Raw genomic sequence first — 26,568 nt, 5'->3', positions numbered from 1 at the left:
ATGTCCAAGAAAGCGTTCCCCATCAACCGCGTCAAGATCGAGCCGCCGAAACCGGTTCGGGTGGCCCCCAGCGCGCCCATCGCGCTGCCGGAACGCGAGCCCCGCAACATCTGGGTGATGATCGGTGTGCCGGCGCTGATCGTCGCGCTCATCGGCACCATCGTCATGCTCTATGTCTCCGGCGTCCGCAGCCTGACCACCGGCTTCTTCCCACTGATGGGCATCGGCGCCTTCAGCATGCTGGCGTTCTCCGGACGCTTCGGCCGAGCCCGCAAGATCACCTGGGGCGAAATGGAAAAGGGCCGCCGACGCTACCTTCGCGACCTCGACAGCAACCGCGACGAAATCCAGACCGCCGTGTGCGCGCAACGCGAGTGGCAGAACTCCGTGCACTCCGACCCACGCGGCCTAGGCGCCATCATCGGCGGCCCACGCATGTGGGAACGCGGCCGCGCCGACGCGGACTTCCTGGAGGTACGGCTCGGCACAGGGGTCCAGCACGCCCCTGACTCGGTGCTGTCGGTGACCTGGCCCGACATCGCGTCCGACGAGGAGCTCGAACCCGTCACCGGGCAGGCGCTGCGCGATTTCATTTTGGAGCAGCGCAAGATTCGCGACATCGCCAAGGTGGTGAACCTGCGGTCGGCGCCCGGATTCAGCTTCGTGGGCGAGGACCTGGACCGGCTGCGGTCACTGATGCGCTCCGTATTGTGCTCGCTGGCGGTGTTTCACAACCCGCGCGACGTCAAGCTGATGGTGGTGACCCGCAACCCCGAGGTGTGGTCGTGGATCGTGTGGCTGCCGCACAACCTGCACGACGAACTGTTCGACGCGTGCGGTTTTCGGCGCCTGGTCTTCGCCACGCCGGAGGAACTCGAAGAGACCCTGGGCGCCGAGCTGCACATGAAGGGCAAGCGCGGCGCCTGGACTCCGCTGGCCGCGGCCAGCCCCACCGCCATGGGCTCGGCCCTGGAAACCGCCACGGACACCGTCGATTTGGGACCGCACCTGGTGATCGTCGACGACAACACCGGCAGTCCCGACGCCTGGGAGAGCGTCGTCGGCCAGGTCGGCAAGGCGGGAATCACCCTGCTGCGCATCGCCTCACGCGTCGGCACCGGCGTGGGCTTCGCCACCGACCAGGTGTTCGAGCTCAGCGAGCGTCACAGCTCACCCAACGGCTCGGTCAACGGCGAAGTGGCCCTGCTCCGGAACGGATCGGACTCCGACGGGGAAGACGGCCGCCCCGCGCCCCTGCTGCGCGTGCGCAACAAGTTCTTCGCGCACGCCGACCAGCTTTCGGTGCACCGCGCCTACCGCTACGCGCGCGCGATGGCCCGCTGGTCACCGACCAGCCGCAGCGAGATCGCCGATTCCGTCAGCGGCGCAACCGAATTGCTGCGCGCCCTGGGGATCAGCGACCCGCGCGACCTGGACGTCGACCGGCTATGGGCCGAGCGGCGCGGCCGCGGCGACGAGCGCTGGTGCGAGGTCCCGGTCGGGGCCAAACCCAACGGCGAGCTGCAGAACATCACCATCCGCGCCAAGGACTTCGGCGGCTTCGGTTTCCACTCGGTGGTGATCGGCACCAGCGGGTCGGGCAAGTCGGAGTTCTTCTTGTCGCTGGTTTACGGCATCGCGCTGACCCACTCCCCGGAGACGTTCAACGTCATCTTCGTCGACATGAAGTTCGAGTCGGCGGCCCAGGACATCCTGGGCATCCCCCACGTGGTGGCCGCGCTGTCCAACCTCGGCAAGGACGAGCGCCACCTGGCCGAGCGGATGCGCCGGGTCATCGATGGTGAGATCAAACAGCGCTACGAGCTTTTCACCTCGGTGGGCGCCCGCGACGCGAACGACTACGAGGAGATCCGCCTCGCCGGGCGCGACCTGCCCCCGGTACCGGTGCTGCTCGTCATCGTCGACGAGTACCTGGAGCTGTTCGCCAACCACGAGAAGTGGATCAACCTCATCATCCACATCGGTCAGGAAGGCCGCGGCGCCAACGTGTTCTTCATGCTGGGCGGCCAGCGCCTGGACCTGTCCTCGCTGCAAAAGGTCAAGTCCAACATCGCCTTCCGCATCGCGCTGCGCGCCGAGTCCGGCGACGACAGCCGCGAGGTGATCGGCTCGGACGCCGCCTACCACCTGCCGTCGAAGGAGAACGGCTTCGGCCTGCTGAAGGTGGGGCCGCGCGATCTGGAGCCGTTCCGCTGCTTCTACCTCTCCGCCCCGTTCGTGGTGCCGAAGACCAAGGAAGTCGCCGAGACGGTCGACATGACGCTGACCAAGCCCCGCCTGTACAACTGGCAGTTCCAGCCGTTGGACGCCGCGGACGCCACGGCGTTGGAAGCCGCCGCCGCCGTGGACGCCGAGCCCGACGAATTCCTGTACTACGACGACGGTTTCAAGCGGAAGAAGATCGTGGACGTGCTGCGGGAGTCGTTGCACAACGTGCCGCACCGCTCGCCGCGCCGGCCGTGGCTGGAGCCCCTGGAGGATCCGGAGCCGATCGACGTTCTGGTCGCGGGTTACCGGGGCAAGCCCTGGCACGTCGACTACGGGCAAAACCCGGGCCTGATGTTCCCGGTGGGTGTCATGGACATCCCCGAAGAGTCCAAGCAGGTGGTGCACGCGGTCGACGCGCTGCGCAGCAACGTGATCGTGGTCGGGGCCAAGCAGCGCGGCAAGACGACCACCTTGATGACGCTGATGTGTTCGGCGGCAACGATGTACAGCCCGGCCCGCGTCACGTTCTTCTGCATCGGCGGGGCGACCCTCGCGCAGGCCGCGTCGTTGCCGCACGTCACCGACATCGTGTCGCCGAAGGACGCCGAGGGCATCGAACGCATTTTGAGCAGCATGGACGCGCTGATCGATGCCCGCGAAGACTCGTTCCGGCGGCTCAAGATCGACCTCGACGGGTTCCGCGAGCGCCGGTTCGCGCCCGGCAGCGACGGGCTGGGCGGCACCGACGCGAACGACCCGTTCGGCGATGTCTTCGTGGTGGTGGACGACTACGACGATCTGTATTCGAAGGACACCGTTCTGGGTGACCGCATCATCTCGTTGAGCAGCCGGGGTCCCGAGTACGGGGTGCACGTCATGTGCAGCGCCGGCGGCTGGATTCACGGGCAACGGCAAAGCCTGCTGCAAAACGCCACGGCGCGAATCCAATTGCGCTTGGCAGATCCGAGCGAAAGCCAGATGGGGCACTCGTCGCTCGAGTCGCGCGACGCGGCCCGCCGGACACTGAACCGCCCCGGCTTCGGTCTGACCGACAGCCTGCACGAGCTGCGCGTCGGCGTGCCGGCCCTGTCCGACCCTGCGACCGGCGCGATGGTCAGCATCGTGGACGTCGGAGCCCGCATCGCGGACGTCGCCGGCGTCACCAAGCACGCAACCCTGCAGCGGCTGCCGCAGCGGGTGGAACTCAAGGCGATCCTGGAATACGAGGCCGCCCACCCGACCGGCGACCATCTGTCGATCTCGTTTGCCATCGGAGAGCGCCACGAACTCGGGCCGGTGCCGATCAAGCTGCGCGAAAGCCCGGGCGTGATGATCCTGGGCCGGCAGGGCTGCGGAAAAACGTTGTCGCTGGTCTCAATTGGCGAGGCGATCATGAATCGCTTCAGCCCCGAGGAAGCGCAGCTGACCCTGATCGACCCCAAGACCGCCCCGCACGGCCTGCGCGATCTGCACGGGCCGGGCTACGTGCGGGCCTACGCGTACGACCAGGACGAGATCGACGAGGTGATCACCGCCTTGGCGCAGCAGGTGCTGCTGCCCCGGCTGCCTCCCAAGGGTCTGAGCCAGGAGGAGCTGCGCGCGCTCAAGCCGTGGGAAGGGCCGCGGCACTTCGTGCTCATCGACGACATCGGAGACCTGCGCCCGGATCAGAGTTACCCGCCCAAACCGCCGGTGGGAGCCGCGTTGTGGAAGCTGATGGAACGTGCCCGCCAGATCGGCCTGCACGTGTTCACCACCCGCAACAGCGCGAACTGGGCGACGCTGCAAATGGATCCATGGATCAGGTTCCAGAACTCGGCGAAAGTCGCCCAGCTCTACATGGACAACGACCCGCAGAACCGGATCAACCGCAACGTGCGCGCCCAGGCGCTCCCACCGGGACGCGGCCTGCTGGTGAGCGCCGACGGCGACGTCGAAGGCGTGCTGGTCGGGCTGCCGTCGACGTTCACACCCCCGCCGCAGTAAGCAGCTGCGGCTCAGGCGTGTTCACCGCCTCGGCCATGGCGCGGCGGGGCGGACGGCTCGGCCACCAGAACCACCGGCCCAGCAGCGCCACGATGGACGGCACGACGAACGCCCGCACCACCAGGGTGTCGAGCAACAGCCCGACGGCGATCGTCGTGCCGGTCTGGGCGATGCTGAGCACGCTGCTGCTCAGCAAGGCCAGCATGGTCAGACCGAAGACGATGCCCGCGACCGTGACCACTCCGCCGGTGCCGCCGAAAGCGCGAATGATGCCGGTGCGCAGGCCCGCCGCCGCCTCCTGCTTGATGCGCAAGGCGAGCAACAGGTTGTAATCCGCGCCGACGGCGATCAGCGCGATGAACGCGATCGGGGCGACGGACCAATGCAGATCCTGATGAAGCAGGTGCTGCCAAATCAGCACGCTGGCACCGACGGCCGAGGCGTAGGACAACACGACGGTGCCGACGACGACGAGTCCGGCGACCGGGCTGCGCAGCATCGCGGTGACGATCAAGAAGATGAGCACCAGCGCGGCGCCGACCAGCAGGGTGGTGTCACTGGCGACGAAGCGCTGCAGATCGGCGGTCACCGGCCCGACGCCGGCGAGGTCGACCTCCAGCGGCGTCAGGGTTCCCTCCTTGGTGGCCTCCTTGATGGCGGCGCGAACCTGGTCCGCCCGGTTGGCGCCGTCGGCGCCCCACTCCGACCCGTCGCCGTAGACGAGAAGGTAAGCGGCGCGCCCGTTCTCGGAGATCAGATGGCCCAGCACGGCGGTGTAGCGCGGATCGGTCAGCGCTCGCTGCGGCATGTAGAAATCCGCCGCGGCGCTGCCCTGAAATTGCGTCGCGATCTCGTTCATGTAGTCGGTCAACTGACGCATCTGCGGGCCGAGCGTGTCGGTGAGCCCGAGCAGGTCATGGGTGGCCGAACGTGCCTGCCCCAAAGCCCCTTTCATCGCCGACACACTTTGCGGCAGGCCGGCCATCGCCGTGGCGGCCGTGCTGGAGCCGCTGGTCAGTTTCGTCGCGCCGGCATCGAGCCGCGCGGAGGTCTGCACCAGGCTGTCGACGGGCTGCAGCACCCGGTCCACCGTCGAGCAGATCGGATTGGCGGCGCAGTCGGGGGTCCGCCCGACGATGTCGCGCAGCGGGTCGAGATAGCCCGACACCGTCGTGACATTGCGCTGCAAGCCGTCCATCCCGGCGCGCATGTCTTCGGCGGCCCCCGACATGTCGGCCAGCCCCGCACTGCCTCCGCGCAACCCATTGCCGAGACCGTCGACCGCAGCCTGAGTCTGCGCCAGCGCGCCGTCCAGCTCGGAGACCCGCTGCAGGCGACGGGTCAGCGAGTCCATGGTGTCGCCGAACTGACGGCCCAGCACGCCCGCCTGATAGCTGAGCGTGGCCTGTTCGGGCACCTTGCCGTCGGGGCGGCTCGCGGACTGGACCGCGCGCACACCCGGTACGGCCATGATGTGGCGGGTGACCCGCTCGATCGCGATCAAACCGGCCGGGTTGCGCAGGTCGTGATCCGCCTGGATCGCGATGACGTCCGGCAACAGCGCGTTCGCCGAAAAATGCCGGTCGGCGCTGGCATAGCCGCGGTTGGAGTCGGTGGACGACGGCGTGGCCGCGGGCTCGTTGAAGCCGACGCGCATCCCGGCCAGCGGCAGCGCGGCCAGCAGGGTCAATCCCAGCGCGGCAACCAGAATCGGCCCGGGCCAGCGGGCCACGGCGGTGCCGACCCGGCGCCAGCGCCGCGCCGTTCTCGATGGGCGCGGTTCGAGATACCCGCGTCGCACGGCCAGACCCATCAGCGCGGGCGTCAGGGTCAGCGCGGCCACCATCGTCGCCAGAATCCCGATGGCGCAGGGCAATCCGGCGCTGCGGAAAGCGCCCACATGAGCGAACACCAGGCATGCCAGCGCCACCGACACGGTCAGCGCCGATCCGATCACGACGGGCGCGACGGAACGGTAGGCCTGCGTCAGCGCCCGCTCCGGCGGGATGCCGTGGCGGCGGCCTTCGTGATAGCGCCCGACCAGGAAGATCGCGTAATCGGTGCCGGCGCCCAACGTCATCGCCGCCATGAGCGCCACCGAAAACAGCGACACCTCAACGACATTGGCCCGGCCCAGCGCGGCGGCGATCGCGCGGGCCAGCGCCAGCGCCAGCCCGACCGAGATCAGCGGAATCGCGGCGGCTACCGGCGAGCGGTACACCATCAGCAACAGCAGCAGGATGAGACCGATTGTGGCTGCGGTGATTCCGAGCATCTGCCGGTCGATCGCGGAGAACTCGTCGACGATCGTGGCGCCGGGACCCGTGACATGGACTTCGAGGCCGGCCGGCGGCGACAGGGTCTGGATGGCGGCGCGCACGGAATCCACCGAGTCGCGTGCCTGGGAGGTGCCGAGCATTCCTGCGAGCCGCACCATCACGCTGACGGCTTGACCGTCGGAGCTCTGCGCGCCGGCGGCCGTCGCGGGTTGCGACCAGAGATCGGTCACCGCATACACGTGACGGTGATCGGAACCCAGCTTCGTCGTCAGCGCATCATAGAACTGGCGGTCGCCCGGGGCCAGCCGCTGATCGCGTTCCAGCACAACGTAAACGAAGTTGTTGCTGGGCGTCTGGTTGAACAGCTGGGCCGCCCGGGCGGCGGCCACCGCGCTCGGTGCCTCGGGCGGCATGAAGGAGCGCGCGTGGGAGTCGACGACTCGCTCCAGTTGGGGGACCGCCAGATTGGCGGCGGCGGCCGCCAGCACCCATAGACCGACGACCAGAACCGCGTACCGACCGGTCAGTCGCGCAAGCAATCCGGTGCGGTCATGCAACGGTCTGCCGATCGCCCGTCGGGCCGCCGAAGAGGCCCACCGCCACGTGTTCGCCGCGAGACAGCGACCGCACCCGCAGCGACCGGCGCGAGCCGATCTTCACCAGCGCGTGCAGGCCGGGCTCGGCGGCTTCGAGATCGGCCCGCACCTGTTCGGCCGATGCGCCCTCGTAGGCCGCCTGGTCCAGCTTGGCCACCAGCATGGTGATCCAGCGCTGGCCGAGCGAGAGCATCAGGCCTTCCTCGTCGCCGAACAGCTCGGGCACCTCGGATGAGTTGTCGATCAACGCAAGTGCCGCCTGCGGGTCCGTGTCGGCGGCCTTGATCACTTCGGCCATGAAGGCCATGCGGTCGTGCAGCAGTGTCCATGTCATGACTCGACGTTAGGAATGCGGGCCTTGGCTGCGCGTCGTGCCGAAGTGCAGTCTTTGTCTCCTACCACGGGCGGAGACCGGCGCCGACCCCAGCAGGATGTGGCGGGGCGCCCAGCTCTTCTAGGATTGGACGATGTTGCGCGCCGCAGCCGATCACCTGCGGGAGCAGCTTCGCCGACGCAGCGAGCTGCTTCCCGTCGGCATCACGTGGACGTCGCTGATCGCCGTCGATGTCAGCCTCGTGCTGGGCGGCGTGATCGGGACGCTGCAGCGGCCCGCGGCCGACCTGCCCGTGTCGCTGTCCGCGTTCGCCCTGGCCCTGTCAACCGAGCTGGCGTTCTTCGTTTTCAACATGAAGATCACGCCGGGGCCGTTGTGGGCGACCTGGTCGGCGGCCACCGCGCTGACGCTGTTCGGCACGTCGACGCCCATACAGGCCGATTTCGCACCGGCGTTGTTAATCCTGATGGTCTTGGTCGTCGCGACGTTGGCCTCGGTTCTGGCCGGCTTGCTGGCGGCCGTGTCGGCGGCCGCGCTGTTGCTCACGGCGTCCGCGCTGCACCGCCTCGACGCGATCGCGTTGTACCTGGGTTTCATCGCGGTGGGCTGGCTACTCGGCTACGTGATGCGCGCCCAGCGGTTGCTGCTGGCCGAACAAATCGAGGCGCAGAACTTGTTGGCCGAGCACGCCGCCGCCGACGAACGCCGCCGCATCGCGCGCGAAGTGCACGACGTCATCGCGCATTCGCTCAGCATCACCCTGTTGCACGTGACCGGCGCGCGCCGCGCGCTGCAGCAGGATCGCGACGTCGATGACGCGGTCGATGCGCTGGAGCAGGCCGAGAAGCTCGGCCGGCAGGCGATGGCCGACATCCGCCGCACCGTCGGCCTGCTCGACAACTGGCCGACCAAAACGGCGCAGACCACGCCCGAACCCGGCATCGACGACGTCCCGGCGCTCGTCGCGGGCTTTCAGCAAGCGGGCCTGGCCGTCACGCTGTGCGTCGAAGGGCCCACGGACCACGTCTCGGCCGCGGTGGGCCTCGCGCTCTACCGCATCACCCAGGAGTCGCTGGCCAACATCGCCAAGCACGCGCCGGAGTCGAAAGCCAGTGTGGTGCTCGATATTTCGCCGGTGTCGGCACGGCTCGCGGTCAGCAATCTGCTCCCGGCCGCCGTGCTGGCCGCGAAGTCGGCGGAGGGGCGTGGCTTGCGCGGCATGCGCCAGCGCGCCGACCTGCTCGGCGGCGCCCTCGACGTCGGCCCGACCCGGGACGGGTGGTCGGTGCGCGCCGAGATCCCGCTGCATGAAGGCGACACCACCTGGCGCCCGCGATGGTGCAAGCTGTGACCGACCCGGCGCCCGAGATCACCGTCCTCCTCGTGGACGACCAAGACCTGGTGCGTTCGGGTCTGCGCCGAATCCTGCGCCGCAAAGACGGTTTCGTCATCGTCGCGGAGTGCGCCGACGGTGACGAGGTGCCCGCCGCGGTGGCCGAGCATCGACCCGACGTCGTCGTGATGGATCTGCGGATGCGCCGCGTCGACGGCATCGAGGCGACCCGCAGGCTGGGCGGCAGGCCGCCGGTGCTGGCGCTCACCACCTTCAACGAGGACGAGCTGCTGTCGGGGGCGCTGCGCGCCGGGGCGGCCGGTTTCGTGCTCAAAGACTCCTCGGCCGAGGAGTTGATCCGCGCGGTGCGCGCGGTCGCCAGGGGAGACAGTTACCTGGATCCCGCGGTGACCTCGCGGGTGCTCACCACCTACCGCAAGGCGGCTCCCGGCCCGCGCGGCGCGGCGATCGCCGAGCTGACGACCCGCGAGCTCGACGTCCTGACATTGATCGGCCAGGGCCTGTCCAATACCGAAATCGCCGGCAAACTCTGCATTTCCGGCGTCACCGTCAAGAGCCACATCGGGCGGATCTTCGGCAAGCTCGACCTGCGCGATCGCGCGGCCGCGATCGTCTATGCGTACGACAACGGCATCGTCGCCCCGCGCTGAGGAGCTACAGCGGCGCCGTCGGCTCCGCGAGGTTCAGCAGGAGGTAGGCCATGCACACCAGGAAGTTCAGCACCACCATGACCAGGCCCGCGAACATCAGCGATCGGGCGCCGCGTTGCCGGAGCCGCTTGTACCTGGCGGCGCGAGACTCGCGGTCGAGCCGGATCGCGATCAACGCAAAATTCAGGTTGATCATTTCGTGAGCGGCCAGCGGCGCGCCCTCCAGCATTGCCCGCAACCGCTCCGGCGCCGTGCGGACGCCCACCCGCGCGAAACGGTGGCACAGGCGTCGCTCCCGCCTGCGGCGGAGTGTGTGATACGGCAGCCGTAGCTGCCGCGCAAGTTGCCCTCGATCGTCCCCCCAGGGGTAAGACGGGGTCATCACAAGCGGGATTCTAAATCGCTCGAGGGCACTTTCGCCCTGTGTACACGAACTATGTTGCGACAGATCATTTCGCCGCGCCGCCGCTCATTTGCTGGGCGGCCGGCAGGTCGAGGTAGCGCTCCAGGTTGCGGTGCATGTTGATCACGCGGCGTTCCTCGCTGGACAACACCAAGTGAGTGAAGCCGGGTTGGTGCATGCCGCGCTGCAGGCCGGGGAGCACCGCGATGTCCTGGGTGAGCACGACGCCCGGCTCGGCCGCGTCGGCGGCCATGCGCACATCGGCCGGCTTGGCGCGCGGCGCGCCCGGCGGCATCCGGGTCGTCAAGAACATCACCAGCTCGCCCTTATCGGGGTCGGCGCCCGGGCGCGAACACATGACGGTCAGGTGGTCGGCGTTGGCTAACAGGGTCATGTTGGGGAACACGTTGTACTGGTGCAATCGGGTCATTCGGTCGGTGTCGGCCCAGTTGAGATCGACGCCGCGGCCCGCGGCGAAGGCCCGGGTTCGCTCGGCGATCAGTTCGGCCACCGTCTGCCCGGGCCGGCGTTCGTCGGCGGGAAAGGGCGTGCCCTCGGCCGCGCCCATCAGCGCTCCCTGCGTGTAGACGTAGGCGTCCCACACCTCTTCGTCGGTCAGCGCGCCGCCCAGGCGAGGGCTCGGCACGCCGTAGGGCTGATCCGACTTTCCGGTATGGCCCCAAATCCGTTGCGGCGCATGGATGTCGTCGACGCAACGCAGTAGCTCGGGATGCAGGGTCTGGATGTGGTAGGTCTCGCTGTAGCCGTCCGCGATCGTCTTCCAATTGGCGTCGACGTCGACCGTGAGCGTGGCGTAGCAGCGGAAGTCCTCCAGCCGGCACCAGGCGATGTCGTCGGGCACCGCCTCCAGGTATTCGATCAGGGGCATCGCGTCGAGGTCGAGGTTGACGAAGACGAGTCCCGCCCACGTCTCTACCCGGGCCGGTATCAGCGGAAAGTCGGACATGCGCAGCGAGCCGAAGCCCTTGCGGTTCGGCACCCGTTTCAGCGCGCCGGCCAGGTCCCAGGTCCACCCGTGATAGCCGCACTTGAGTTCGCGCAGGCCCGAACCCGAGCCCGTGCACAACGAATTGCCGCGATGCCGGCACACGTTCTGGAACGCGCGGATCTCCCCGTCGTCGTCGCGGACGATCAGCACCCCGTACGGCCCGCAGCGGTACTCGAAATAGTCACCGGGCGCCGCGATGTGGTCGACCATGCACGCGAGCTGCCACACCCTCGGCCACATCCGCTCCACCTCGAGTGCGGCGAAGGCCGGGGAGTAGTACCGCTCGGCCGGCACCAGCGTCGGGTTCTCCGGCGGCGCGCCGATCGCATCCTCCTGGACGTGCGAGCGGGTGCGCGTCGGGTTGCGGGCGGCCGTTGCCATGGTTCGGAGCTCTCAGCGGGCTCCGCGAACCAGGCGTCCGGGGCGGGCCCCGGTGTCGACGTCCTTGCGGCGGGTGACGGTCCCGCTGACGATGGTCGCCGCATAACCGCTGGCGCCCTGCAGGATCCGGTTTCCCCCGGCCGGCAGGTCGAACGCCATCGCCGCCGGGTGCAGCCTCAGCGCGTCCATGTCGATGACGTTGATGTCGGCCTTCTTGCCGGGTTCGATGGTGCCGCGGTCGGTGAGGCCGAACAGATGCGCGGTGTCACGGGACTGTTTGCGGATCACGTATTCCAGCGACAATTTCTCGCCCCGCTTACGGTCCCGCGCCCAGTGCGTCAGCAGGAACGTCGGATAGGAAGCGTCGCAGATCATCCCGCAGTGCGCGCCGCCGTCGGACAGCCCGAGCACGCCGGCGGGGTGCAGCATCATCTCGCGGATCGCGTCGCAGTTTCCGTCGGCGTAGTTGAACAGCGGCAGCATCAGCATGTTGGTCGCGTCGGACTCGAGCATGAGGTCGTACAGCGTGGACAGCGGGTCCTCACCGCGGGCCTGGGCGATCGCGGCGACGGTGCGGTCCGGGGTGGGCTCGTAGTCGGGCGGGTTACCCAGCGAGTAGAGCCGCCCCAGCGAGTGCTGCACCAAAGCGAACATCCCGTCGAACAACAGGGTCGGGTCCACCGGCAGGTCGTCCTCGGACAGGATCGCCGCCTTCACCGCGGGATCGGCGAGCCGCCGTGCGAGCTCCTCGCGGCTGCACTCGGCCTTCAACCGGCGGTACGTGGGCCGGTGGCTGAAGCCGTGGTGGCCCTGGAAACCGATCATCATGCCGAACGGGCGCGCCGCGATCTGCGGATACAGGCGCGCGCCCGCGGCGTGTGCGTCCGCGGACAGGTCCAGCATCTCGCGCCACAGGTTCGGATCGGCGTCCACCTGGATCAGCGCGAACGACACCGGGCGGTCGATCTCGCCGCTCAGCCGTCGCATCCAATCGAGCTCCTTCTTGGGGCCGATGATGTCTTCACCCGCGGCGCCCTGCGGGGCCAGCTCGAACACCGCCTGGCCGCCGGCGGCCATGGCGCGGCCGAGGCCGAACAGTTCTTCCTCGGCGGCGAACGTGCCGGGTACGGGCTCGCCGTCCATCGCGCGGTGCCCCATCGTGCGTGACGTCGAGAAGCCGAGCGCGCCGGCCTCGATCGCCTCGCGGACCAACCGGCCCATCGCCTCGATGTCGTCCGGGGTCGCGGGCTCGTTGCGCGCACCCCGCTCGCCCATCGCGTAGGCGCGGATCGCGCCGTGCGCGACCTGGCTGCCCACGTCGACGGAGAACTTGTGCTTGTCGATCGCGTCGAGGTACTCGGGGTAGGTTTCCCAACCCCACGTGATGCCCTCGGTCAGCGCGGTGCCGGGGATGTCTTCGACGCCCTCCATCAGTTCGATCAGCCACTGCTCGGTGCCGGGCCGCACAGGGGCGAAACCGACGCCGCAGTTGCCGGTCACGATCGTCGTGACGCCGTGGCCGCTGGACGGCTCCAGCAGCCCGTCCCAGGTCACCTGACCGTCGTAGTGGGTGTGGATGTCGACGAAGCCGGGGGCCACCACATGCCCTGAGGCGTCGATGGTTTCGGCCGCCTCCCCGCCCATCTCGGGGCCGTCGGCGGAGCGGCGGACGACGTCGACGATCTTGCCGTCCTTGACGCCGACGTCGGCGCGGTAACGTTCGGCGCCCGTGCCGTCGACGATGGTTCCACCGGTGATCTTCAGGTCGAACATGAGACTCCTCTTCGCCGCCGCGGGCTGTCTCGGAGGGCTGAGCGGAAGGCGCACAGCATTTCGCTACGGTAGGTAGCGTAACTCGTGGCGTGGCGAAGGCAATAGCTTCGGCCGAATTCGCAAGCCCTACAAAGAACTCTTCAGCGCGGCGACGGTTTCCAGATCGTCGAGCGCGGCGACGCCCCGGCGCAGGCCTTCCATGGCGATGTCTTCGACCTGCATGCCGCCCATCCCGGTGGTGATCAGCGGGGCGACATAGGCGTACAGCGCGCCCTGGCGGAACCGCAGCCACAGGTCGTCGCGGTCCAGCTCGGGGCCTCCCGCCGCCACCAGCGCCCGCCGGTAGTCGTCGAGCAGCTCGCGTTGGCTGGCCCGCCGGTCCTCCGGGGTCAGGCTGGTGATCAGGGTGTAGGCGAGCTCGCGGCTGGGGTGCCCGCGTCGCACCGCCTGCCAGTCCAGCAGCCCGGCCTTGCCGCCGTGGAAGTACATGTTGCCGGGATGGGCGTCGCCGTGCATGACGGTGTGCGGGGGAGTGTCGATGAGCGCGGCCACGTCGCGGTAGTTGTCGGCGATGAACGCCGCCTTCTCGACCGGGATCGTGGTCCGCTCGGCAAGGCGCTTGATCGAGGTGTGCATCAGCGAGCCGGTCAACAACGACGTCACGTCGCCGGACGGCGTGTACAGCCAGCCCAGCGGCCCACGCCCGTCGCGCGGCAGCCGGTCCCAGAACGTGGCGTGCAGTTCGGCCAGCAGTTCGACGATGAGGCCGGCCTGGTCGGTCGAGAGCGGGTGCAAGGTGTCGGGGAACTCGCACGACTCTGCCGGGAGATCCTCCAGCACCAGCAGGTACCGGCCCGTCCACGGGTCGAAGGCCGCGCCGTAGCAGTAGGGAACGCCGATGACCTGCGGCGCGAGCTGCCGGTAGAAACGCACCTCGGTGTGCCCGAGCCGGCCGAGCTCACCCATCAGGCGGGTGGCAGCGGTCTGCGCCGCGACCTTGACGAACACCGACTCCGGGACGTTCTTGCCGGTCAGCACCAGCCGCGCGCGCGAGGACGTGCCCGCGTCCCTGCTCAGCACGCGCACCGACCGGACGGTGGTTCCCATGACGCGGGACAGGACCGCGGGATCGATCTCGTCGGCCGACCGAGGCAAGCCGAACCGGCCGCCCACCAGCGCGTCGGTCGCCACCCGGCCCGCGCCCCGGCCCAGGTGCGCGGCCAGGCCGACGAAGGAGAAGGCTTGTCCCACAGGGTTTTTCATGTCCATCCATCCCGGCTCTCAACCCGACGCCGGTGCTGCGCCAGCGACACCGACGCCGTCGGAGAAAACCAATCGAACGTCTGGACATCAGACAATATACGATTATTGTCTGATCTGTGGAACCAGGGCCCTCACCACGAGCTGTTCGACGAATTCGCGTTTGTCGGCCGCGGGGCGGTAGCGCCACGAGGGCGCCAGCAGGAAAAGGGTCGCTGCGTGCAGCCACTGCACGATCGAGCGGAAATCGACGTCCGGGTAGAGCAGCCCGGCCGCCTTCCAACGGTCGAGCAACGGCCCGTAATGCCGCAACAGCAGTTCGACAATCGGTTCGGAACCCTTCTCGAGCGCCGAGGCCACCGCGGTGCTCTCGGCCGCGAACAGCGCTTCGTTCAGCGGGTTGCCGTCCACGGATTCCACCCTTGCCAGCACCATCTCGGGCACCGACCGAACGGGGTCGTCGGGTGCGGGCAGCGAGCGCACCAACTCGCCGAGCGCGGTGTCAATCCGCGCCAGCATCAATCCCAGCAGGACGTCGTCGCGACCGGGAAAGTAGCGGTACACCGTCGAGCGCGACACCCCGGCCTCGTCGGCGACTTCGCCCATGCGGAACTGGGTGTTGCCGCGCCGGACGATGCAGCGCCCGGCGGCAGCCAGGATCCGTCTACGGGCCTCCTCGTCGTCGAGGATCGCGCGGTCGTCGCCCCACCGCCGGCTCGGTTCCATGGCGGCGATGTTACGGGATGCGTTGTGCTGCTTCGGTATCGGATGCCAATTCATCCCGGACGCAGTCCTTCGCCGAAACGCCTTGCGGCGCAACGACGAACCCCGCCAGAAAGGCCGAATGATGGCGTATTCCGCCGCCGACGAGTCGTTCACCCACCAGCTCCCGAGCACGTTCGACCAGGTGCACAACGCCGATCCGACGTGGTCGGATCGCTGCTATTTCTTCGCCGCGTCGCCGGACGGCACCTTGCTGCTGGCCAGCGGCTACGGCAACAACCCGAACACCGGCACCGGGCTGGGCTACGTCAAGGTCAGCCTCGCCGACGGCCGGCACTGGGACCTGCTGTCCGGGCGGCCCGTCACCGGCGACGACCGCGGCGACCTGAGCGCCGGACCGATGCGCTGGACCTGCGTCGAGCCGCTGAAGAAGTGGCGGCTGGACGTCGAGCCCAACAACTCCGGGATCGAGTGGGAGCTCTACTACGAACCCACCGCGCCGATGTGGGAGCTGTTGCCCATGAAGGTGCGTGGCAAAAACGGCGAGTTGCTCGCCGACATGTACCACATGAAAGAACCCGGGCGATGGAGCGGCTGGGTGACGATCGATGGGGAACGCGTCAGCGTCGACGGCTTCCACGGCGGCCGCGACCGCACCTTCGGCGTGCGGGTCTCGGACAAGATCGACTTCTGGTTGTGGCTCGACGCCGGGTTCGACGACCACGCGATCGAAGCGTGGATCATCGAATCGTCCGACGGCACAGTCAATTACGTCGACGGCGGCATCACCTACGCGGATGGGAGGCCGTCGAAACGATTCGTCAAGATCGAGCACGATGTCGAATTCGACGGCGACCGCAAGCGACCCGCCCGCGCGATACTCGTGTTCACCGACGAAGACGGCCAGGCCCATCGCGTGATCGCCGAGGCACCCCACCAGCAAGTCAACGCCTACTACGGCCTGCCGATGGCACACTGCCAATACGAAGACTTGGGTGGGGGCGCCTACTTCATTCATTTCGCCTGGGACAGCAGCGATCCCGACCAGCTGTCCGAGACCGAGAGCAAATCGATGGCGCTCGACCAGCTGATGCGATTCGAGCGGGGCGGCGAGACCGGTTGGGGCATCTTTGAATTGCTGATGGGCGGGCAGGGCTATGCCCGCTACCCCAACTGGACCGCGATGGACATGTCCGCCTTCACCCAGGACAAGACCCCGGTCGATCGCTTACAGGAGGACAGCGACGGGGTGCGGCGATGACCCTGGACGCCGATCGGGAACGGCGGTTGACCGACTGGGTGCGCACCCAGGTGCCCGACGCCGACGACGTCCGCCTCGAGGGCATCGACCGGGTGAGCTTCGGGCACTCGGCGGAGATGATGACGCTCAGCGTCGTCACCCGGCGCGCCGGCCGCCACGACCGCCGCGACGTGGTGTTGCGGCTGCGGCCCAGACCACCCGCTCTGCTGGAGCCCTACGACCTCGCGCGCCAGTTCGCCATCCTGCGCGCCCTGGCCGGCACGCCGGTCCGCGTCCCGGCGGCGCTGTGGCTCGAACCGACCGGCGAGGTCCTCGGCCGGCCGTTCTTCGTGATGGAACACGTCGCCGGCGACGTGTACGAAATGGAGCCACCCACCGGTGCGGCCGACCACACGGTGGTTCGGATGTGCCAGAGCCTCGTCGAACAACTTGCCGCCATCCATACGGTCGACCTCACCCGGACCGGGCTGGCCACCCTGGACGACGGCGCCGACCACCTGGAGCGCGAACTGGACCACTGGGCCGCGGAGATGAACCGGGTCAAGCGCGACCGCCTGCCCGCCCTGGAGCGCCTTCATGGGGCCCTGCTCGCCGGCAAGCCGGACCCGTGCCCCACGGTTTCGCTGGTGCACGGCGACGCGAAGCCGGGAAACTTCGCCTTCACCGCCGGCGAGGTGAGTGCCGTCTTCGATTGGGAGATGACGACCGTCGGTGACCCGCTTACCGACATCGGCTGGCTGGAGATGCTGTGGATGCAGCCGGTAGGGATCAACAGCCACCCCGCGGCCCTGTCCATCGATGCCCTGCTGGCGCATTACGAATCGGCCAGCGGGATCAGCGTTGCCAACCGGCCCTGGTACCGGGCGTTCAACGCCTACAAGATGGCCGTCATCTGCCTCATCGGCGCGATGCTCGTCGAGGACGGCCACAGCGACGATCAAAAACTCGTGCTCGCCGCCTACGGCACCTCGCTGCTGACCAAAGCCGGGCTCACCGACCTCGGAATCGACGAACCCCTCGACGACGGGCCGGTGCTGCCGCGCGAAGACCGCATCGCGCAGGTGCTGGCCGGATAGGCGTTCAGGCGGTGCAGGCCGACCGGGTCAGGCCGGTCCAGATCAAGGTGACACGGGTGCCCCGCGGTGTGCACTCGATGGCCGCCTCGTCGGCGAGCGCCTCCATCAACGGGATGCCGCGGCCACGCATCTGCGCGTTGCGCTGTGCCGGCACCTGCTGCCGCCAACGGCCGCGGTCGTCGACGGTCACGGCGAGGGTGTCGGAGCCGGCGTCGTAGGCCGCCCGCACATCCACGGTCCCTCGCTGCGTCGCGCCGACGTACGCGAACTCCGCGGCATTGGCGATCGCTTCGTTCACCGCGAGGAGCAGGTCGCTGAAGCGATCGGCGCACAGTGAGAAATACCGGTTCAACCAGGCGCCGAACTCGGCGCGGGTCCGGGCGGCGCTGCCTGCGTCGGCCGCCACGCCCGTTCGGACGAAAAGAGTGCGGTCATCGAGGTTCGACACGTTATGTGGCCGACCGAACCGACCCATCGCCCCCAGGTGTGTTCGCACTCGCGCCGAGGCTCATTCCCCGGCGACACCGCTCAGCGCGCCGTCCAGGCTGCTGTACAGCGCGAGCACGCTGTCGATCCCCATCAGCTTGATCGGCCTGCTCGTGGCCGAGCCGTTGGCGACGACCGCGAACTTCGTCGGCGGTTCGACCTCGGCCTGCGCGGTCACCAGCACGGTCATCCCGGCCGAGGCCAAGAAACCGACCTTCGACAGGTCGACGATCAGCGCCGCGGGCTTGGTGGCCAACGCGGTCTGGATGGCGTCGGCCAGCTGCGGCGAGCTGAGCATGTCCACTTCACCCGAGACGGTCAGCACGACCGCCTGATCTACCTGGTGTTTGCCCACTTCAAAAGCGGTTGGGTCGACGACATCGCCGGATTGTTCGCCCATGGTCTATCACTCACATTCGGTCCCGTGCGGGACACCGCTAGCTCTGGTACAGCCACTGCCATATCCGGGGGCTGCTGATTCAACCCCTCGGGGAACGCTTGCCTACGCGGGAGATCCACCCCGGTCGATCTGCGCCGCTCAGTGCAGATACAGCTACAAGTGTTTGGTCAATGGTAGGACACGCACCAATCCCGCCTCAAAATGCTGCACGATTCCCGCCGCCCGGCGGTCCCGCGACGGCCTGTCTCTTCCGGTCGGGGCTGGCCGAATATGATCGGCACGATTCAGGCTTGAGCGTGCGTGGCCTCCCCGGCCGGGTGCGCCCATTACGAGGGAGTGAAGAGTTCAATGTCGAACCAGCAGCAAGCGGACCGGATGACGTCGGGCAAGGGATTCATCGCTGCGCTCGACCAGAGCGGCGGCTCGACGCCGAAGGCGCTGCGCCTGTACGGCATCGAGGACAGCGCGTACTCCTCCGACAAGGAGATGTTCGACCTCATCCACGAGATGCGTTCGCGGATCATCACCGCCCCGTCGTTCACCGGTGACCGGGTGCTGGCGGCGATCCTGTTCGAACAGACCATGGACCGGGAGATCGAGGGCAAGCCGTCGACCACCTACCTCTGGGAGACCAAGGGCGTGGTGCCGATCCTCAAGATCGACAAGGGGCTGGCGGACGCGTCGAACGACGTCCAGCTGATGAAGCCCATGCCGGGGCTTGACGAGCTGCTGGAGCGGGCCGTGGGCAAGGGCGTGTTCGGCACCAAGGAGCGGTCGGTGATCGGCGGGGCCAACGCCGAGGGCATCGCCGCCGTGGTCGCCCAGCAGTTCGAGGTCGCCCGTCAGGTGCTCGCGCACGGTCTGGTGCCGATCATCGAGCCCGAGGTCACCATCTCGATCTCGGACAAGGCCGAGGCCGAGCGCATCCTGCGCGACGAGATCACCAAGCAGCTCGACAGCGTGCCCGACGGGCAGCGCGTGATGCTCAAGCTGAGCCTGCCCACCGAGGCCAACTACTACCGTCCGCTGATCGAACACCCGAAGGTCATGCGGGTGGTGGCCCTCTCCGGCGGCTACTCGCGCGAGGAGGCCAACGAGCTGCTCGCCAAGAACACCGGCCTGATCGCCAGCTTCAGCCGCGCGCTCACCGAGGGGCTTTCGGTCGACCAGACCGACGAGCAGTTCAACACCACGCTGGACAAGGCGATCCAGTCGATCTACGACGCCTCGGTCGCCGGCTGACCTGTTGCGCCGCGCTCGCGATCGCCGCTAATAGCGGTGCCGGGCCATGCGCGGCGGCCCCTGCCCGCTGTCGCCTTCGTCGGACACCAACGCGGGCACCATTTCACTGGTGACCAGTCCCTCCTCGCTCGTCAATTCGTCGATGACAGCGAAGGATTCGGCGACGTTGGCCGGGGTGTCGATCACGATGGTCACCACGGGTACCCGGCGAGTCAGCGAGAGCAGCTTGTCGCCGTGGGGCGGGTGATCGCCGTGAAACCCCCACACGCCACGCAGGACGGTGGCGCCGTCCGCGGTCCCGGCCTGGCGCAGCCGCTGGACGATCGCGCGGTGAATCGGCGCGCCGCCGCGCTGCGCCGACTCGGAGGTAAAGATCGTCAGCTTCTGCCACAGTGGCAAGCCGTGTTCGTCCGTTCCGGGCAGGGCGTGCGGTCTTTCCAAAAACTGTCCGTCGCGCTTGCAGACTCGGACCCGTTCGAGGGTGAACAACGGCGTGCGCAGCAGCCCGGCGAGTTCGGGCAACACGCGGGCGATGCGCTCGCCGGAGCCGACGACGACGATCATCATCGGAACGTCAGCGTTGCGGCCAAAGAAGTTGGCGCGCTGGCGTTCTCCGTGCGCGACACCGTCCACGCCCAACAGCACCGTGGCGCCGGCCAGCCCGCGCCGGTGCATCAAGTCGCAGAGCGCGATGTAGGCCGGCGTCCCGTTGACGCGTTGCTTGCGGCCGACGTAGATCGTCAATTTGACGGCGTCGTGCAGGTCCTCGGGCAGCTGCGGGGATCCGATGTCCTCGTGCAGGAGCCGCGCACGCTCCAGGGTGACCAGGCCGCGTTGTTTGATCGTCAGCACGGGGTCGAGCAGTGCCTCGATCTTCGTTCTGGTGTCGACCGCGACGATCACGACGGGCGGATCTTCGGACAGCGTCAACGACTGATCAGTACGAAAATGGCGCATCGTGCCGAAGCCGCTGATGCCGCGCAGCGCCACGCCGGCAGCGATGCGGTGCCGCTCATAAAGGCCGAGCAGCACATCGGAGACAAAGCCGCCGCCGGACCGCCGGCGCTCCGCCAGATAGGTGGTGAGCTTCAGACAATCTTCATCCACCGCCGCTCCCATCGCCTTGCGGCGAGCCTACCGCTCGGAGAGGCTATGCGCCGCAGGCGCGTTCGATGCCGTCCGGACGCCTCACCGCAGCGGTTCGGCCGGTACCCCGTAGCGGTCCTGATACGCGGTCACCCGCTCGCGGACCTCACCGGCATCGAGCCCCGTGTCCGACCAGGTGTAACGGCCGTGCCCACCGTCGGAGGGATGGGAGGCGAGGAACTCGCGCATCTTCTGCTCGGTGTCGGGCCGCAGCTCGCGGTCCAGCCGCCGGTAGATGTCTTTGATCGTGGTCCACGGGTCGGTCATGAAATCGGCGAACCGCACGTCGATGACGCGCCCCGCGGGCACGGCGCCGCTGTCGCGCAACGCCATCTCCCGGTCCAGGCCGACGACGATCTCCTCGTAGGACTGGGCCGCACACTCGGTGATGCCGGATTCGTCGCTGCACATCCGGCGCAGGTGATGGGTGAGCGCGGCGATCGACGAGATGACGTTGACCGGATCGCGGTGTGTCTGCACGATCAGCGCGTCCGGGTATTCGGCCAGCAACGCGTCCAGCTGCCACAGGTGCGCGGGCGACTTCAGCAACCACTGGCCGGGCACACCGGACTGCAAGTGCTGCAGGAAGATTCGATGGAAGCGATACGCCCCCGCGTGGTCGGCTTCATACAGCAGCCAGCGGTAATAGCCCGGCAGCCGATACTGCACCGAGAAGATCATGCTGACGAACTCGGCCGCGGTGATGCGCACGCATTCCTGCCCGACCAGGGCGCCCATCGGATGAAAAGCCAAGAAGCCCGGCATGATCTGTTCGGACATGTCGATGCTGGCCTGAATCTGGGCGATACGCGGATCGTCGTGATAGGTCTCGGGCTGCGGGACGGGGCAGGGCTCGTCGACCTCCCAGGTCAGTGGGGCGCGCAGCTCGGGATCCTGGGCGAGCAGGTCGTAGAGGATCGTGGTGCCGGTGCGTGGCTGGCCGACGATGAATATCGGCGCGGTGATCTTCTGCTCGGCGACCTCGGGATGTTGCTTGCGCCAAGCGATTACGCCGAGCCGGTTCTTCAGGGCGCGCATGAGGTCGAGGTGAGCGATCTCGACGCCGATATCCGATAGCCGCGCATCGTTGATCAACCCGTCGGTGACGCGGTGCAGCCCGGGACGCCAGCCCTCGGCGCCGAAGTCGTCGCTGCCGACTTCCTCGCAGGCGGCGGCGATCAGCCGTTCGGGGGCGAACCGGTCCTGCAGCGTCATCACCGCTGCCGTCCCTGGTGCACCGACACCGTCACGTCGGGTGGGCTCGGGTTGTCCAGCCAGCGCAGGACGATGAACCCGCGCTGCCGGCCGCCGGTGTCGAGCCAATGACCGAGCCCAAAATCCTCGTCGGAGACCGCGATTCGCACGCGGCCGTCGGCGCCGGGTCGCACACCGCGGTTGGTCACCGAACTGTGCCGGCGGCGCGGCTCCAGGCATTCGTGCCAGATGCTTTCCAGGGTGACGTTCCAGTACCGCGTGTCGGGTGGTGCGATGTCGAGTACGAGGGCCTGGCCGGGCTCGAGCCGGAAGGTTCCCATCATGTAGAGGTTGTCGGGCGTGGTGTCGGCCGCGCCCAGATCGGCGGCCTGGGCCGTCAGCAAGGTGTTCGGGGCTTCCAGGAGTTCGGGCTTGATGGTGCGGTGCAGGGTCGTGAGCTTCATCAGGGACCACGCCATCGCGGTGAACTGATCGGCGAGTTCGTCGTCGGTCAGCGCCGTCAGCGGGCCCGGGTCCAGCGCTTCGATGCGCAGCGCGGCGAGTTTCTCGGCGGTCCGGTCACCGATGTACTCCCGCACGACCACCGACGACGCGTCGGCCGGGATCTTCACCCACTGCGCGCCGGCCAGGTCGGGCGGTTCGTCGGCGGACAGGACGAGCGTGAAGTCGCCCGAGTCCAGCTTCAGGTCGGTGTCGCTGACGTAGCCCGCCATCCGCCGCGGGGTCAGCCCGGTGCCGGCCAGGATCTGAAAGCCGAGGTAGGCGCTGGTGCCGCGGGAGCCGGTGATCCGGTAGCGGCGATCCCCGCGGATCATGGCCAGGTAGTAGTTGCCGTCGGGGTTGGGGCCGCCCACCATCCGGTTGTCCGAACACATATCGAAGAACGACGGCCGTTCCGGGTCGGCCTCGACCGACATTTGCGCGCACAGCGAGGACACCCGCGCCACCACCCGCAACCCTTCGGCGAGTTCGCGTTCGGACTCGGCGTCCTCGGCCACGATCTTGCTGACGTCGGTGAGCATCTGCTGGAAGAACTCCAGCGCGGCGCGGGCCTTCGGGGCGGCCTGGACGGACGGAACACCAGTCTGAGACATCGTCTCATGCTAAGACTATGTCTTAGGCTCTTGGTGGCGATTTGGGAGAACAGGGTGGGGGCATGTCTGCAACGTCCGCCTCGGTGCCGGCTTCGGAGGCCGTGACGTCGCTGGCCGAACGGAAGCGAGCGGCCATGCGTCAGCGCATCGCCACCGCCGCCGCCCGCCTGGTCGCCAGTCGCGGTCTGGCGGGGGCGACCGTGGACCTCATCGCCGACGCCGCCGACATCGGCCGCGCGACCTTCTTCCGGTACTTCAACTCCAAGGAAGACGCCGTGGCCGAGGGCATGAATGGCCACTGGCTCGACCGGATCACCGCCGCCCTCGCGGCCCAGCCTCCGGAGCTCGGCGCGATGGAGGCGGTCATCGGCGCGTTCGGCGAACTCGCCCGCGACTTCGCCGAGATCGAGAACCAGGTCCGCGAATTAGCCACACTGACAAGGTCATCCGAGACGCTGGATGCGTGGACGCTGCACGTCTATGTGCGCTACGAGGTGGCGATCGCCGAGCTCGTCGCGCCGCGGATGGCCGGGCCGGCCGAGCACGATCCGCGGCCGCGCCTGATCGGCGCGCTGGCGATGGCGGCGGTGCGCATCGCCCTCGACGACTGGCTGAGCCACGGCGGCTCGTTGCCCGACCGGGTGAGCCGGGGGCTGGCCGCAATCTCGGTCGACCGCGCGGCGGCGGTCAGCCCCGGGTGAGTGCGTCCACGATGAGCCGGGTGGTCCGTTCCGCCCGCCGTCGGGAGTAGGGCTGCGCGCCGGACAGGATCGGATACACCACGCCGCCGACGATGGCGTCCGCGGCCGATTCGGCGACCGCCTCGTCGATGCCGTCGGCGAGCAACCGGGCCCGCACGCTATCGTGCAGCGGCGCACTGAATCCCGCGCGCAACTTGACGGCGGTGTCCTCGTGTTCCATGCAGGCGACGGTCAGGGTGCGCAGCATGGCCGAACCGCGCGGTGTCGTCAGGCTGGCGAACAGCTTGCCGACCCACCTCACCAGATCGGCAGCCAGATCGCCGCTGTGGTTGACCGACGCCAGCAGCGTGTCGGCGTCTTCCAGCATGACGTCGGCGACCAGCGCGGGACGGGTGGGCCACCACCGGTAGATGGTCTGCTTGCCCACGCCGGCCCGGGCGGCGACGGCCTCGATGGACAGGCCGTCGAACCCGCGCTCGAGGAGCAGTTCGCGCGTCGCCGTGACGATCGCCGTGCGGGACTTCTCGCTGCGACGCCGGGGCGTGTTCGCCGGCGTGCCCACCTCGGTGAGATCGCTTGGCATCTGGTGGTCCTCACTGCGGCGCTGGCCCGCTTTACATATCCTGACTACCCCCGGTAGTCTGCCACAAGACGAGACGGTCCGTCTTGTCAGACTCGCATCCGGAGCCGAAAGGGTAGCAATCAGTGCGGCCATCGTCAGTCACTATGCGGCCGCCCGCATGACCCTGGGGCTGAGCCCGGAACAACAGGAGCTCTGCGACGCCGTCGGGCAGTTCGCTGCCCGCAATGCCCCCATCGCCACGACACGCGGCAGCTTCGACGAGCTCTCGGCAGGCCGCCCACCCGGATGGTGGGATGCGCTGGTCGGCAACGGGTTTCATGCCGTGCACCTGCCGGAGGACCTCGGCGGCCAGGGCGGACGGCTGATCGACGCCGCGTGCGTGCTGGAGGCGGCGGGCAAGTCGCTGTTGCCCGGCCCGCTGCTGCCGACGGTGGCCGCGGGTGCGGTCGCCTTGCTGGCCGATCCGACACCGAGCGCGCAATCACTGGTGCGTGACCTCGCGGCCGGCGTCACCGCTGCCGTCGTGCTTCCGGGCGACGGGGATCTGCACGCCTGGGCCGTGGACGGGCGGTGGTCTCTCAACGGGGCGTCGGAGATAACACCGGGCGTGTGCGCGGCGCGGATCATCCTGGTCGGCGCGCCGACCCGGGAAGGCGACGTCGTCTGGGTGCCGGTCGACACCCAAAAGCGCGCGGTGACAGTCGAACCCGTCCGCGGCACCGACCTCGTCGCCGATGCCGGGATCATGCGTCTGGACGACTACACGGCGACGGACGACGAGGCACTCACCGGGATCGACGCGGCACGCGCGCGCTGTGTGCTGTTGGGTCTCGTCGCCGCTACGACGGCCGGCATCGTCCAGTGGTGCCTGCAGGCCGTTACCGCCCACCTGCGCAGCCGCGAACAATTCGGCAAGGTGATCGGCACGTTCCAGGCGTTGCAACACAGCGCGGCAATGCTGTTGGTCAACAGCGAATTGGCCACCGCGGCGGCCTGGGACGCGGTGCGCGCCGTCGACGAATCACTCGATCAGCACAGGATGGCCGCCGCCGGGGCGGCCGTGATCGCGATCTCGCCCGCCCCGGACCTGGTGCTCGACGCGTTGACGATGCTCGGCGCCATCGGTTTCACCTGGGAGCACGACGTGCACCTGTACTGGCGGCGGGCCATCAGCCTGGCGGGATCCATCGGCCCGGCGAACCGCTGGGCGCGGCGGCTGGGGGAGCTCACCTGCACCCAGACGCGCGACATGTCGGTGAACCTCGGCGACGCCGAGCCCGAATTCCGTTCCTGGGTGGCCGAGACGCTCGATGCGGCCCTGCAGTTGCGCAACGACAAACCCGCGCCGCACGGCGACTATGAGCACCTCGCCACCGGGCCGCAACGCACGCTGATCGCCGACGCCGGCCTCATGGCGCCGCACTGGCCGGCGCCGTGGGGCGTCGATGCGGATCCGTTGAAACAGCTCATCATCGACGAGGAGTTCGCCAAGCGACCCGGCCTGGTTCGGCCCTCGCTGAACATCGCCGAATGGATCCTGCCCTCGGTGTTGGCCGCCGCGCCAAAAGACTTGCAGGAGCGGCTGATCCCGGCGACCCAACGCGGCGACATCCTGTGGTGTCAGCTGTTCAGCGAACCGGGAGCCGGCTCCGACCTCGCGTCGCTGACCACCCGCGCGACCAAGGTCGATGGCGGCTGGCGGATCAACGGCCACAAGATCTGGACGTCGTTGGCCCAATACGCCGACCTGGGTGCGCTCCTTGCGCGCACCGACCCCGAAGCCAGTAAGCACCGCGGCATCGGCTATTTCATCCTCGATATGCGTTCCCCCGGGGTGGAGATCCAGCCGATAAAGACGGCGACCGGGCAGGCGCATTTCAACGAGGTGTTCCTCAACGACGTGTTCATTCCCGACGAGATGCTGCTGGGTGGCCCCACCGATGGTTGGAGCCTGGCGATCGCGACGATGGCCGAAGAGCGTTCGGCCATCAGCGGATACGTCAAGTTCGACCGGGCCGTCGCGCTGCGCCGGCTCGCCGCTCAACCCGGACCGGACCGTGACGACGCGTTGCGTGAGCTCGGCGAGCTCGACGCCTACACCAACGCGATCAGGGCACTCGGGGTGCGCGAAACCATTCGGCTGCTCGACGGTCAGGCCTCCGGCCCGGCGTCCAGCATCGCCAAGGTCGCGATGAATGTGCTGCTGCGGCGCACCTTCCAGGCCACGCTGCAGCTCACCGGGCAGGTCGCGATGGTCGACGACCCCGACACCGCGGTCGTGGAGCCCTATCTGCATCTGCCGGCCGAGCTGATCGGCGGGGGAACCAGGGAGATCCAGCTCAACATCATCGCGCAGATGATCCTCGGACTACCCCGAAAGTAGGACA

The 26,568-nt window shown here is 68.4% G+C and carries 21 protein-coding genes; 8 read left to right on the top strand and 13 right to left on the bottom strand.

Features of this window, described 5'->3' with window-relative positions; translation table 11 throughout:
• On the top strand, nucleotides 1-4,215 hold the full coding sequence (locus OCQ_RS25430) for a type VII secretion protein EccC (protein WP_014386130.1): 4,215 nt from the start codon (nucleotides 1-3) through the stop codon (nucleotides 4,213-4,215).
• Here OCQ_RS25430 and OCQ_RS25425 read toward each other — a convergent pair.
• Nucleotides 4,196-7,051, bottom strand: a complete 2,856-nt coding sequence (locus OCQ_RS25425) for an MMPL/RND family transporter (RefSeq protein WP_014386129.1) — start codon at nucleotides 7,049-7,051, stop codon at nucleotides 4,196-4,198. The genes OCQ_RS25430 and OCQ_RS25425 overlap by 20 nt on opposite strands.
• On the bottom strand, nucleotides 7,044-7,424 hold the full coding sequence (locus OCQ_RS25420) for a hypothetical protein (protein WP_008262430.1): 381 nt from the start codon (nucleotides 7,422-7,424) through the stop codon (nucleotides 7,044-7,046). The genes OCQ_RS25425 and OCQ_RS25420 overlap by 8 nt, the downstream gene beginning before the upstream one ends.
• A 133-nt stretch (nucleotides 7,425-7,557) precedes the next feature.
• Between OCQ_RS25420 and OCQ_RS25415 the strand changes: the two genes are divergently transcribed.
• Both OCQ_RS25415 and OCQ_RS25410 read left to right on the top strand, forming a co-directional pair.
• The gene (locus OCQ_RS25415; protein ID WP_008262429.1) at nucleotides 7,558-8,775 is read left to right on the top strand and encodes a sensor histidine kinase; all 1,218 of its coding nucleotides are present in this window, start codon (nucleotides 7,558-7,560) and stop codon (nucleotides 8,773-8,775) included.
• Entirely contained in the window at nucleotides 8,772-9,428 is a 657-nt protein-coding gene (locus OCQ_RS25410) for a response regulator (RefSeq protein ID WP_008262428.1), read from the top strand. Before OCQ_RS25415 ends, OCQ_RS25410 begins: the two co-directional genes overlap by 4 nt.
• Before the next feature lie 4 nt (nucleotides 9,429-9,432).
• Here the strand turns inward: OCQ_RS25410 and OCQ_RS25405 are convergent, their stop codons facing one another.
• The 5 genes from OCQ_RS25405 to OCQ_RS25385 form a co-directional block, all read right to left on the bottom strand.
• Complete coding sequence (locus tag OCQ_RS25405; RefSeq protein WP_014381536.1) at nucleotides 9,433-9,693, bottom strand: hypothetical protein; 261 nt, start codon at nucleotides 9,691-9,693, stop codon at nucleotides 9,433-9,435.
• Nucleotides 9,694-9,877: 184 nt separating this feature from the next.
• Nucleotides 9,878-11,221, bottom strand: a complete 1,344-nt coding sequence (locus OCQ_RS25400) for an aromatic ring-hydroxylating oxygenase subunit alpha (RefSeq protein WP_008262426.1) — start codon at nucleotides 11,219-11,221, stop codon at nucleotides 9,878-9,880.
• 12 nt (nucleotides 11,222-11,233) lie between these two features.
• Nucleotides 11,234-12,994 (bottom strand): N-acyl-D-amino-acid deacylase family protein, encoded by a 1,761-nt coding sequence (locus OCQ_RS25395; RefSeq protein WP_014386128.1) that lies wholly within the window; start codon nucleotides 12,992-12,994, stop codon nucleotides 11,234-11,236.
• Nucleotides 12,995-13,120: 126 nt separating this feature from the next.
• Complete coding sequence (locus OCQ_RS25390) at nucleotides 13,121-14,257, bottom strand: phosphotransferase (protein WP_179960094.1); 1,137 nt, start codon at nucleotides 14,255-14,257, stop codon at nucleotides 13,121-13,123.
• A gap of 102 nt (nucleotides 14,258-14,359) precedes the next feature.
• A complete protein-coding gene (locus OCQ_RS25385) occupies nucleotides 14,360-14,980 on the bottom strand; it encodes a TetR/AcrR family transcriptional regulator (RefSeq protein WP_014386126.1) in 621 nt (206 codons plus the stop codon).
• A gap of 121 nt (nucleotides 14,981-15,101) precedes the next feature.
• On the opposite strand from OCQ_RS25385, the gene OCQ_RS25380 reads away from it, so the two are divergent.
• Both OCQ_RS25380 and OCQ_RS25375 read left to right on the top strand, forming a co-directional pair.
• Complete coding sequence (locus OCQ_RS25380) at nucleotides 15,102-16,238, top strand: DUF7064 domain-containing protein (RefSeq protein WP_179960110.1); 1,137 nt, start codon at nucleotides 15,102-15,104, stop codon at nucleotides 16,236-16,238.
• Entirely contained in the window at nucleotides 16,235-17,314 is a 1,080-nt protein-coding gene (locus tag OCQ_RS25375; RefSeq protein ID WP_014386124.1) for a phosphotransferase family protein, read from the top strand. The genes OCQ_RS25380 and OCQ_RS25375 overlap by 4 nt, the downstream gene beginning before the upstream one ends.
• A gap of 4 nt (nucleotides 17,315-17,318) precedes the next feature.
• On the opposite strand, the gene OCQ_RS25370 is transcribed toward OCQ_RS25375, so the two are convergent.
• Together OCQ_RS25370 and OCQ_RS25365 are read right to left on the bottom strand one after the other, a co-directional pair.
• Entirely contained in the window at nucleotides 17,319-17,762 is a 444-nt protein-coding gene (locus OCQ_RS25370) for an ATP-binding protein (RefSeq protein WP_014386123.1), read from the bottom strand.
• Nucleotides 17,763-17,822: 60 nt separating this feature from the next.
• The gene (locus OCQ_RS25365) at nucleotides 17,823-18,200 is read right to left on the bottom strand and encodes an STAS domain-containing protein (RefSeq protein WP_014386122.1); all 378 of its coding nucleotides are present in this window, start codon (nucleotides 18,198-18,200) and stop codon (nucleotides 17,823-17,825) included.
• A 348-nt stretch (nucleotides 18,201-18,548) separates the two neighbouring features.
• Here OCQ_RS25365 and OCQ_RS25360 point away from each other — a divergent pair, with 348 nt between their 5' ends.
• Nucleotides 18,549-19,442, top strand: a complete 894-nt coding sequence (locus OCQ_RS25360) for a fructose bisphosphate aldolase (RefSeq protein ID WP_009953137.1) — start codon at nucleotides 18,549-18,551, stop codon at nucleotides 19,440-19,442.
• 27 nt (nucleotides 19,443-19,469) lie between these two features.
• Here OCQ_RS25360 and OCQ_RS25355 read toward each other — a convergent pair whose 3' ends face one another.
• From OCQ_RS25355 to OCQ_RS25345, 3 genes are all read right to left on the bottom strand, one after another.
• Entirely contained in the window at nucleotides 19,470-20,549 is a 1,080-nt protein-coding gene (locus OCQ_RS25355; RefSeq protein WP_026071101.1) for a DUF190 domain-containing protein, read from the bottom strand.
• Between the two features lie 81 nt (nucleotides 20,550-20,630).
• Complete coding sequence (locus OCQ_RS25350; protein ID WP_026071102.1) at nucleotides 20,631-21,803, bottom strand: sulfotransferase family protein; 1,173 nt, start codon at nucleotides 21,801-21,803, stop codon at nucleotides 20,631-20,633.
• On the bottom strand, nucleotides 21,803-22,897 hold the full coding sequence (locus OCQ_RS25345; RefSeq protein ID WP_014381533.1) for a DUF1214 domain-containing protein: 1,095 nt from the start codon (nucleotides 22,895-22,897) through the stop codon (nucleotides 21,803-21,805). Before OCQ_RS25345 ends, OCQ_RS25350 begins: the two co-directional genes overlap by 1 nt.
• Before the next feature lie 62 nt (nucleotides 22,898-22,959).
• On the opposite strand from OCQ_RS25345, the gene OCQ_RS25340 reads away from it, so the two are divergent.
• The gene (locus OCQ_RS25340) at nucleotides 22,960-23,598 is read left to right on the top strand and encodes a TetR family transcriptional regulator (protein WP_020188385.1); all 639 of its coding nucleotides are present in this window, start codon (nucleotides 22,960-22,962) and stop codon (nucleotides 23,596-23,598) included.
• On the opposite strand, the gene OCQ_RS25335 is transcribed toward OCQ_RS25340, so the two are convergent.
• Nucleotides 23,585-24,181 (bottom strand): TetR/AcrR family transcriptional regulator, encoded by a 597-nt coding sequence (locus OCQ_RS25335; RefSeq protein ID WP_009953146.1) that lies wholly within the window; start codon nucleotides 24,179-24,181, stop codon nucleotides 23,585-23,587. The genes OCQ_RS25340 and OCQ_RS25335 overlap by 14 nt on opposite strands.
• A 157-nt stretch (nucleotides 24,182-24,338) precedes the next feature.
• Here OCQ_RS25335 and OCQ_RS25330 point away from each other — a divergent pair, with 157 nt between their 5' ends.
• Nucleotides 24,339-26,564, top strand: a complete 2,226-nt coding sequence (locus OCQ_RS25330; RefSeq protein ID WP_014386121.1) for an acyl-CoA dehydrogenase — start codon at nucleotides 24,339-24,341, stop codon at nucleotides 26,562-26,564.
• Nucleotides 26,565-26,568: the final 4 nt, after the last annotated feature.

The organism is Mycobacterium paraintracellulare, assembly GCF_000276825.1.
Taxonomy (GTDB): Bacteria; Actinomycetota; Actinomycetes; order Mycobacteriales; family Mycobacteriaceae; genus Mycobacterium; species Mycobacterium intracellulare.
This window is presented reverse-complemented; position numbering and strand designations above follow the sequence as displayed.

Coding starts and splice junctions, on each gene's coding strand:
- OCQ_RS25430 (WP_014386130.1), top strand. CDS start 1: ATGTCCAAGAAAGCGTTCCCCATCAACCGCGTCAAGATCGAGCCGCCG.
- OCQ_RS25420 (WP_008262430.1), bottom strand. CDS start 7,424: ATGACATGGACACTGCTGCACGACCGCATGGCCTTCATGGCCGAAGTG.
- OCQ_RS25415 (WP_008262429.1), top strand. CDS start 7,558: ATGTTGCGCGCCGCAGCCGATCACCTGCGGGAGCAGCTTCGCCGACGC.
- OCQ_RS25400 (WP_008262426.1), bottom strand. CDS start 11,221: ATGGCAACGGCCGCCCGCAACCCGACGCGCACCCGCTCGCACGTCCAG.
- OCQ_RS25395 (WP_014386128.1), bottom strand. CDS start 12,994: ATGTTCGACCTGAAGATCACCGGTGGAACCATCGTCGACGGCACGGGC.
- OCQ_RS25390 (WP_179960094.1), bottom strand. CDS start 14,257: ATGAAAAACCCTGTGGGACAAGCCTTCTCCTTCGTCGGCCTGGCCGCG.
- OCQ_RS25385 (WP_014386126.1), bottom strand. CDS start 14,980: ATGGAACCGAGCCGGCGGTGGGGCGACGACCGCGCGATCCTCGACGAC.
- OCQ_RS25380 (WP_179960110.1), top strand. CDS start 15,102: ATGGCGTATTCCGCCGCCGACGAGTCGTTCACCCACCAGCTCCCGAGC.
- OCQ_RS25375 (WP_014386124.1), top strand. CDS start 16,235: ATGACCCTGGACGCCGATCGGGAACGGCGGTTGACCGACTGGGTGCGC.
- OCQ_RS25365 (WP_014386122.1), bottom strand. CDS start 18,200: ATGGGCGAACAATCCGGCGATGTCGTCGACCCAACCGCTTTTGAAGTG.
- OCQ_RS25360 (WP_009953137.1), top strand. CDS start 18,549: ATGTCGAACCAGCAGCAAGCGGACCGGATGACGTCGGGCAAGGGATTC.
- OCQ_RS25350 (WP_026071102.1), bottom strand. CDS start 21,803: ATGACGCTGCAGGACCGGTTCGCCCCCGAACGGCTGATCGCCGCCGCC.
- OCQ_RS25345 (WP_014381533.1), bottom strand. CDS start 22,897: ATGTCTCAGACTGGTGTTCCGTCCGTCCAGGCCGCCCCGAAGGCCCGC.
- OCQ_RS25340 (WP_020188385.1), top strand. CDS start 22,960: ATGTCTGCAACGTCCGCCTCGGTGCCGGCTTCGGAGGCCGTGACGTCG.
- OCQ_RS25335 (WP_009953146.1), bottom strand. CDS start 24,181: ATGCCAAGCGATCTCACCGAGGTGGGCACGCCGGCGAACACGCCCCGG.
- OCQ_RS25330 (WP_014386121.1), top strand. CDS start 24,339: ATGACCCTGGGGCTGAGCCCGGAACAACAGGAGCTCTGCGACGCCGTC.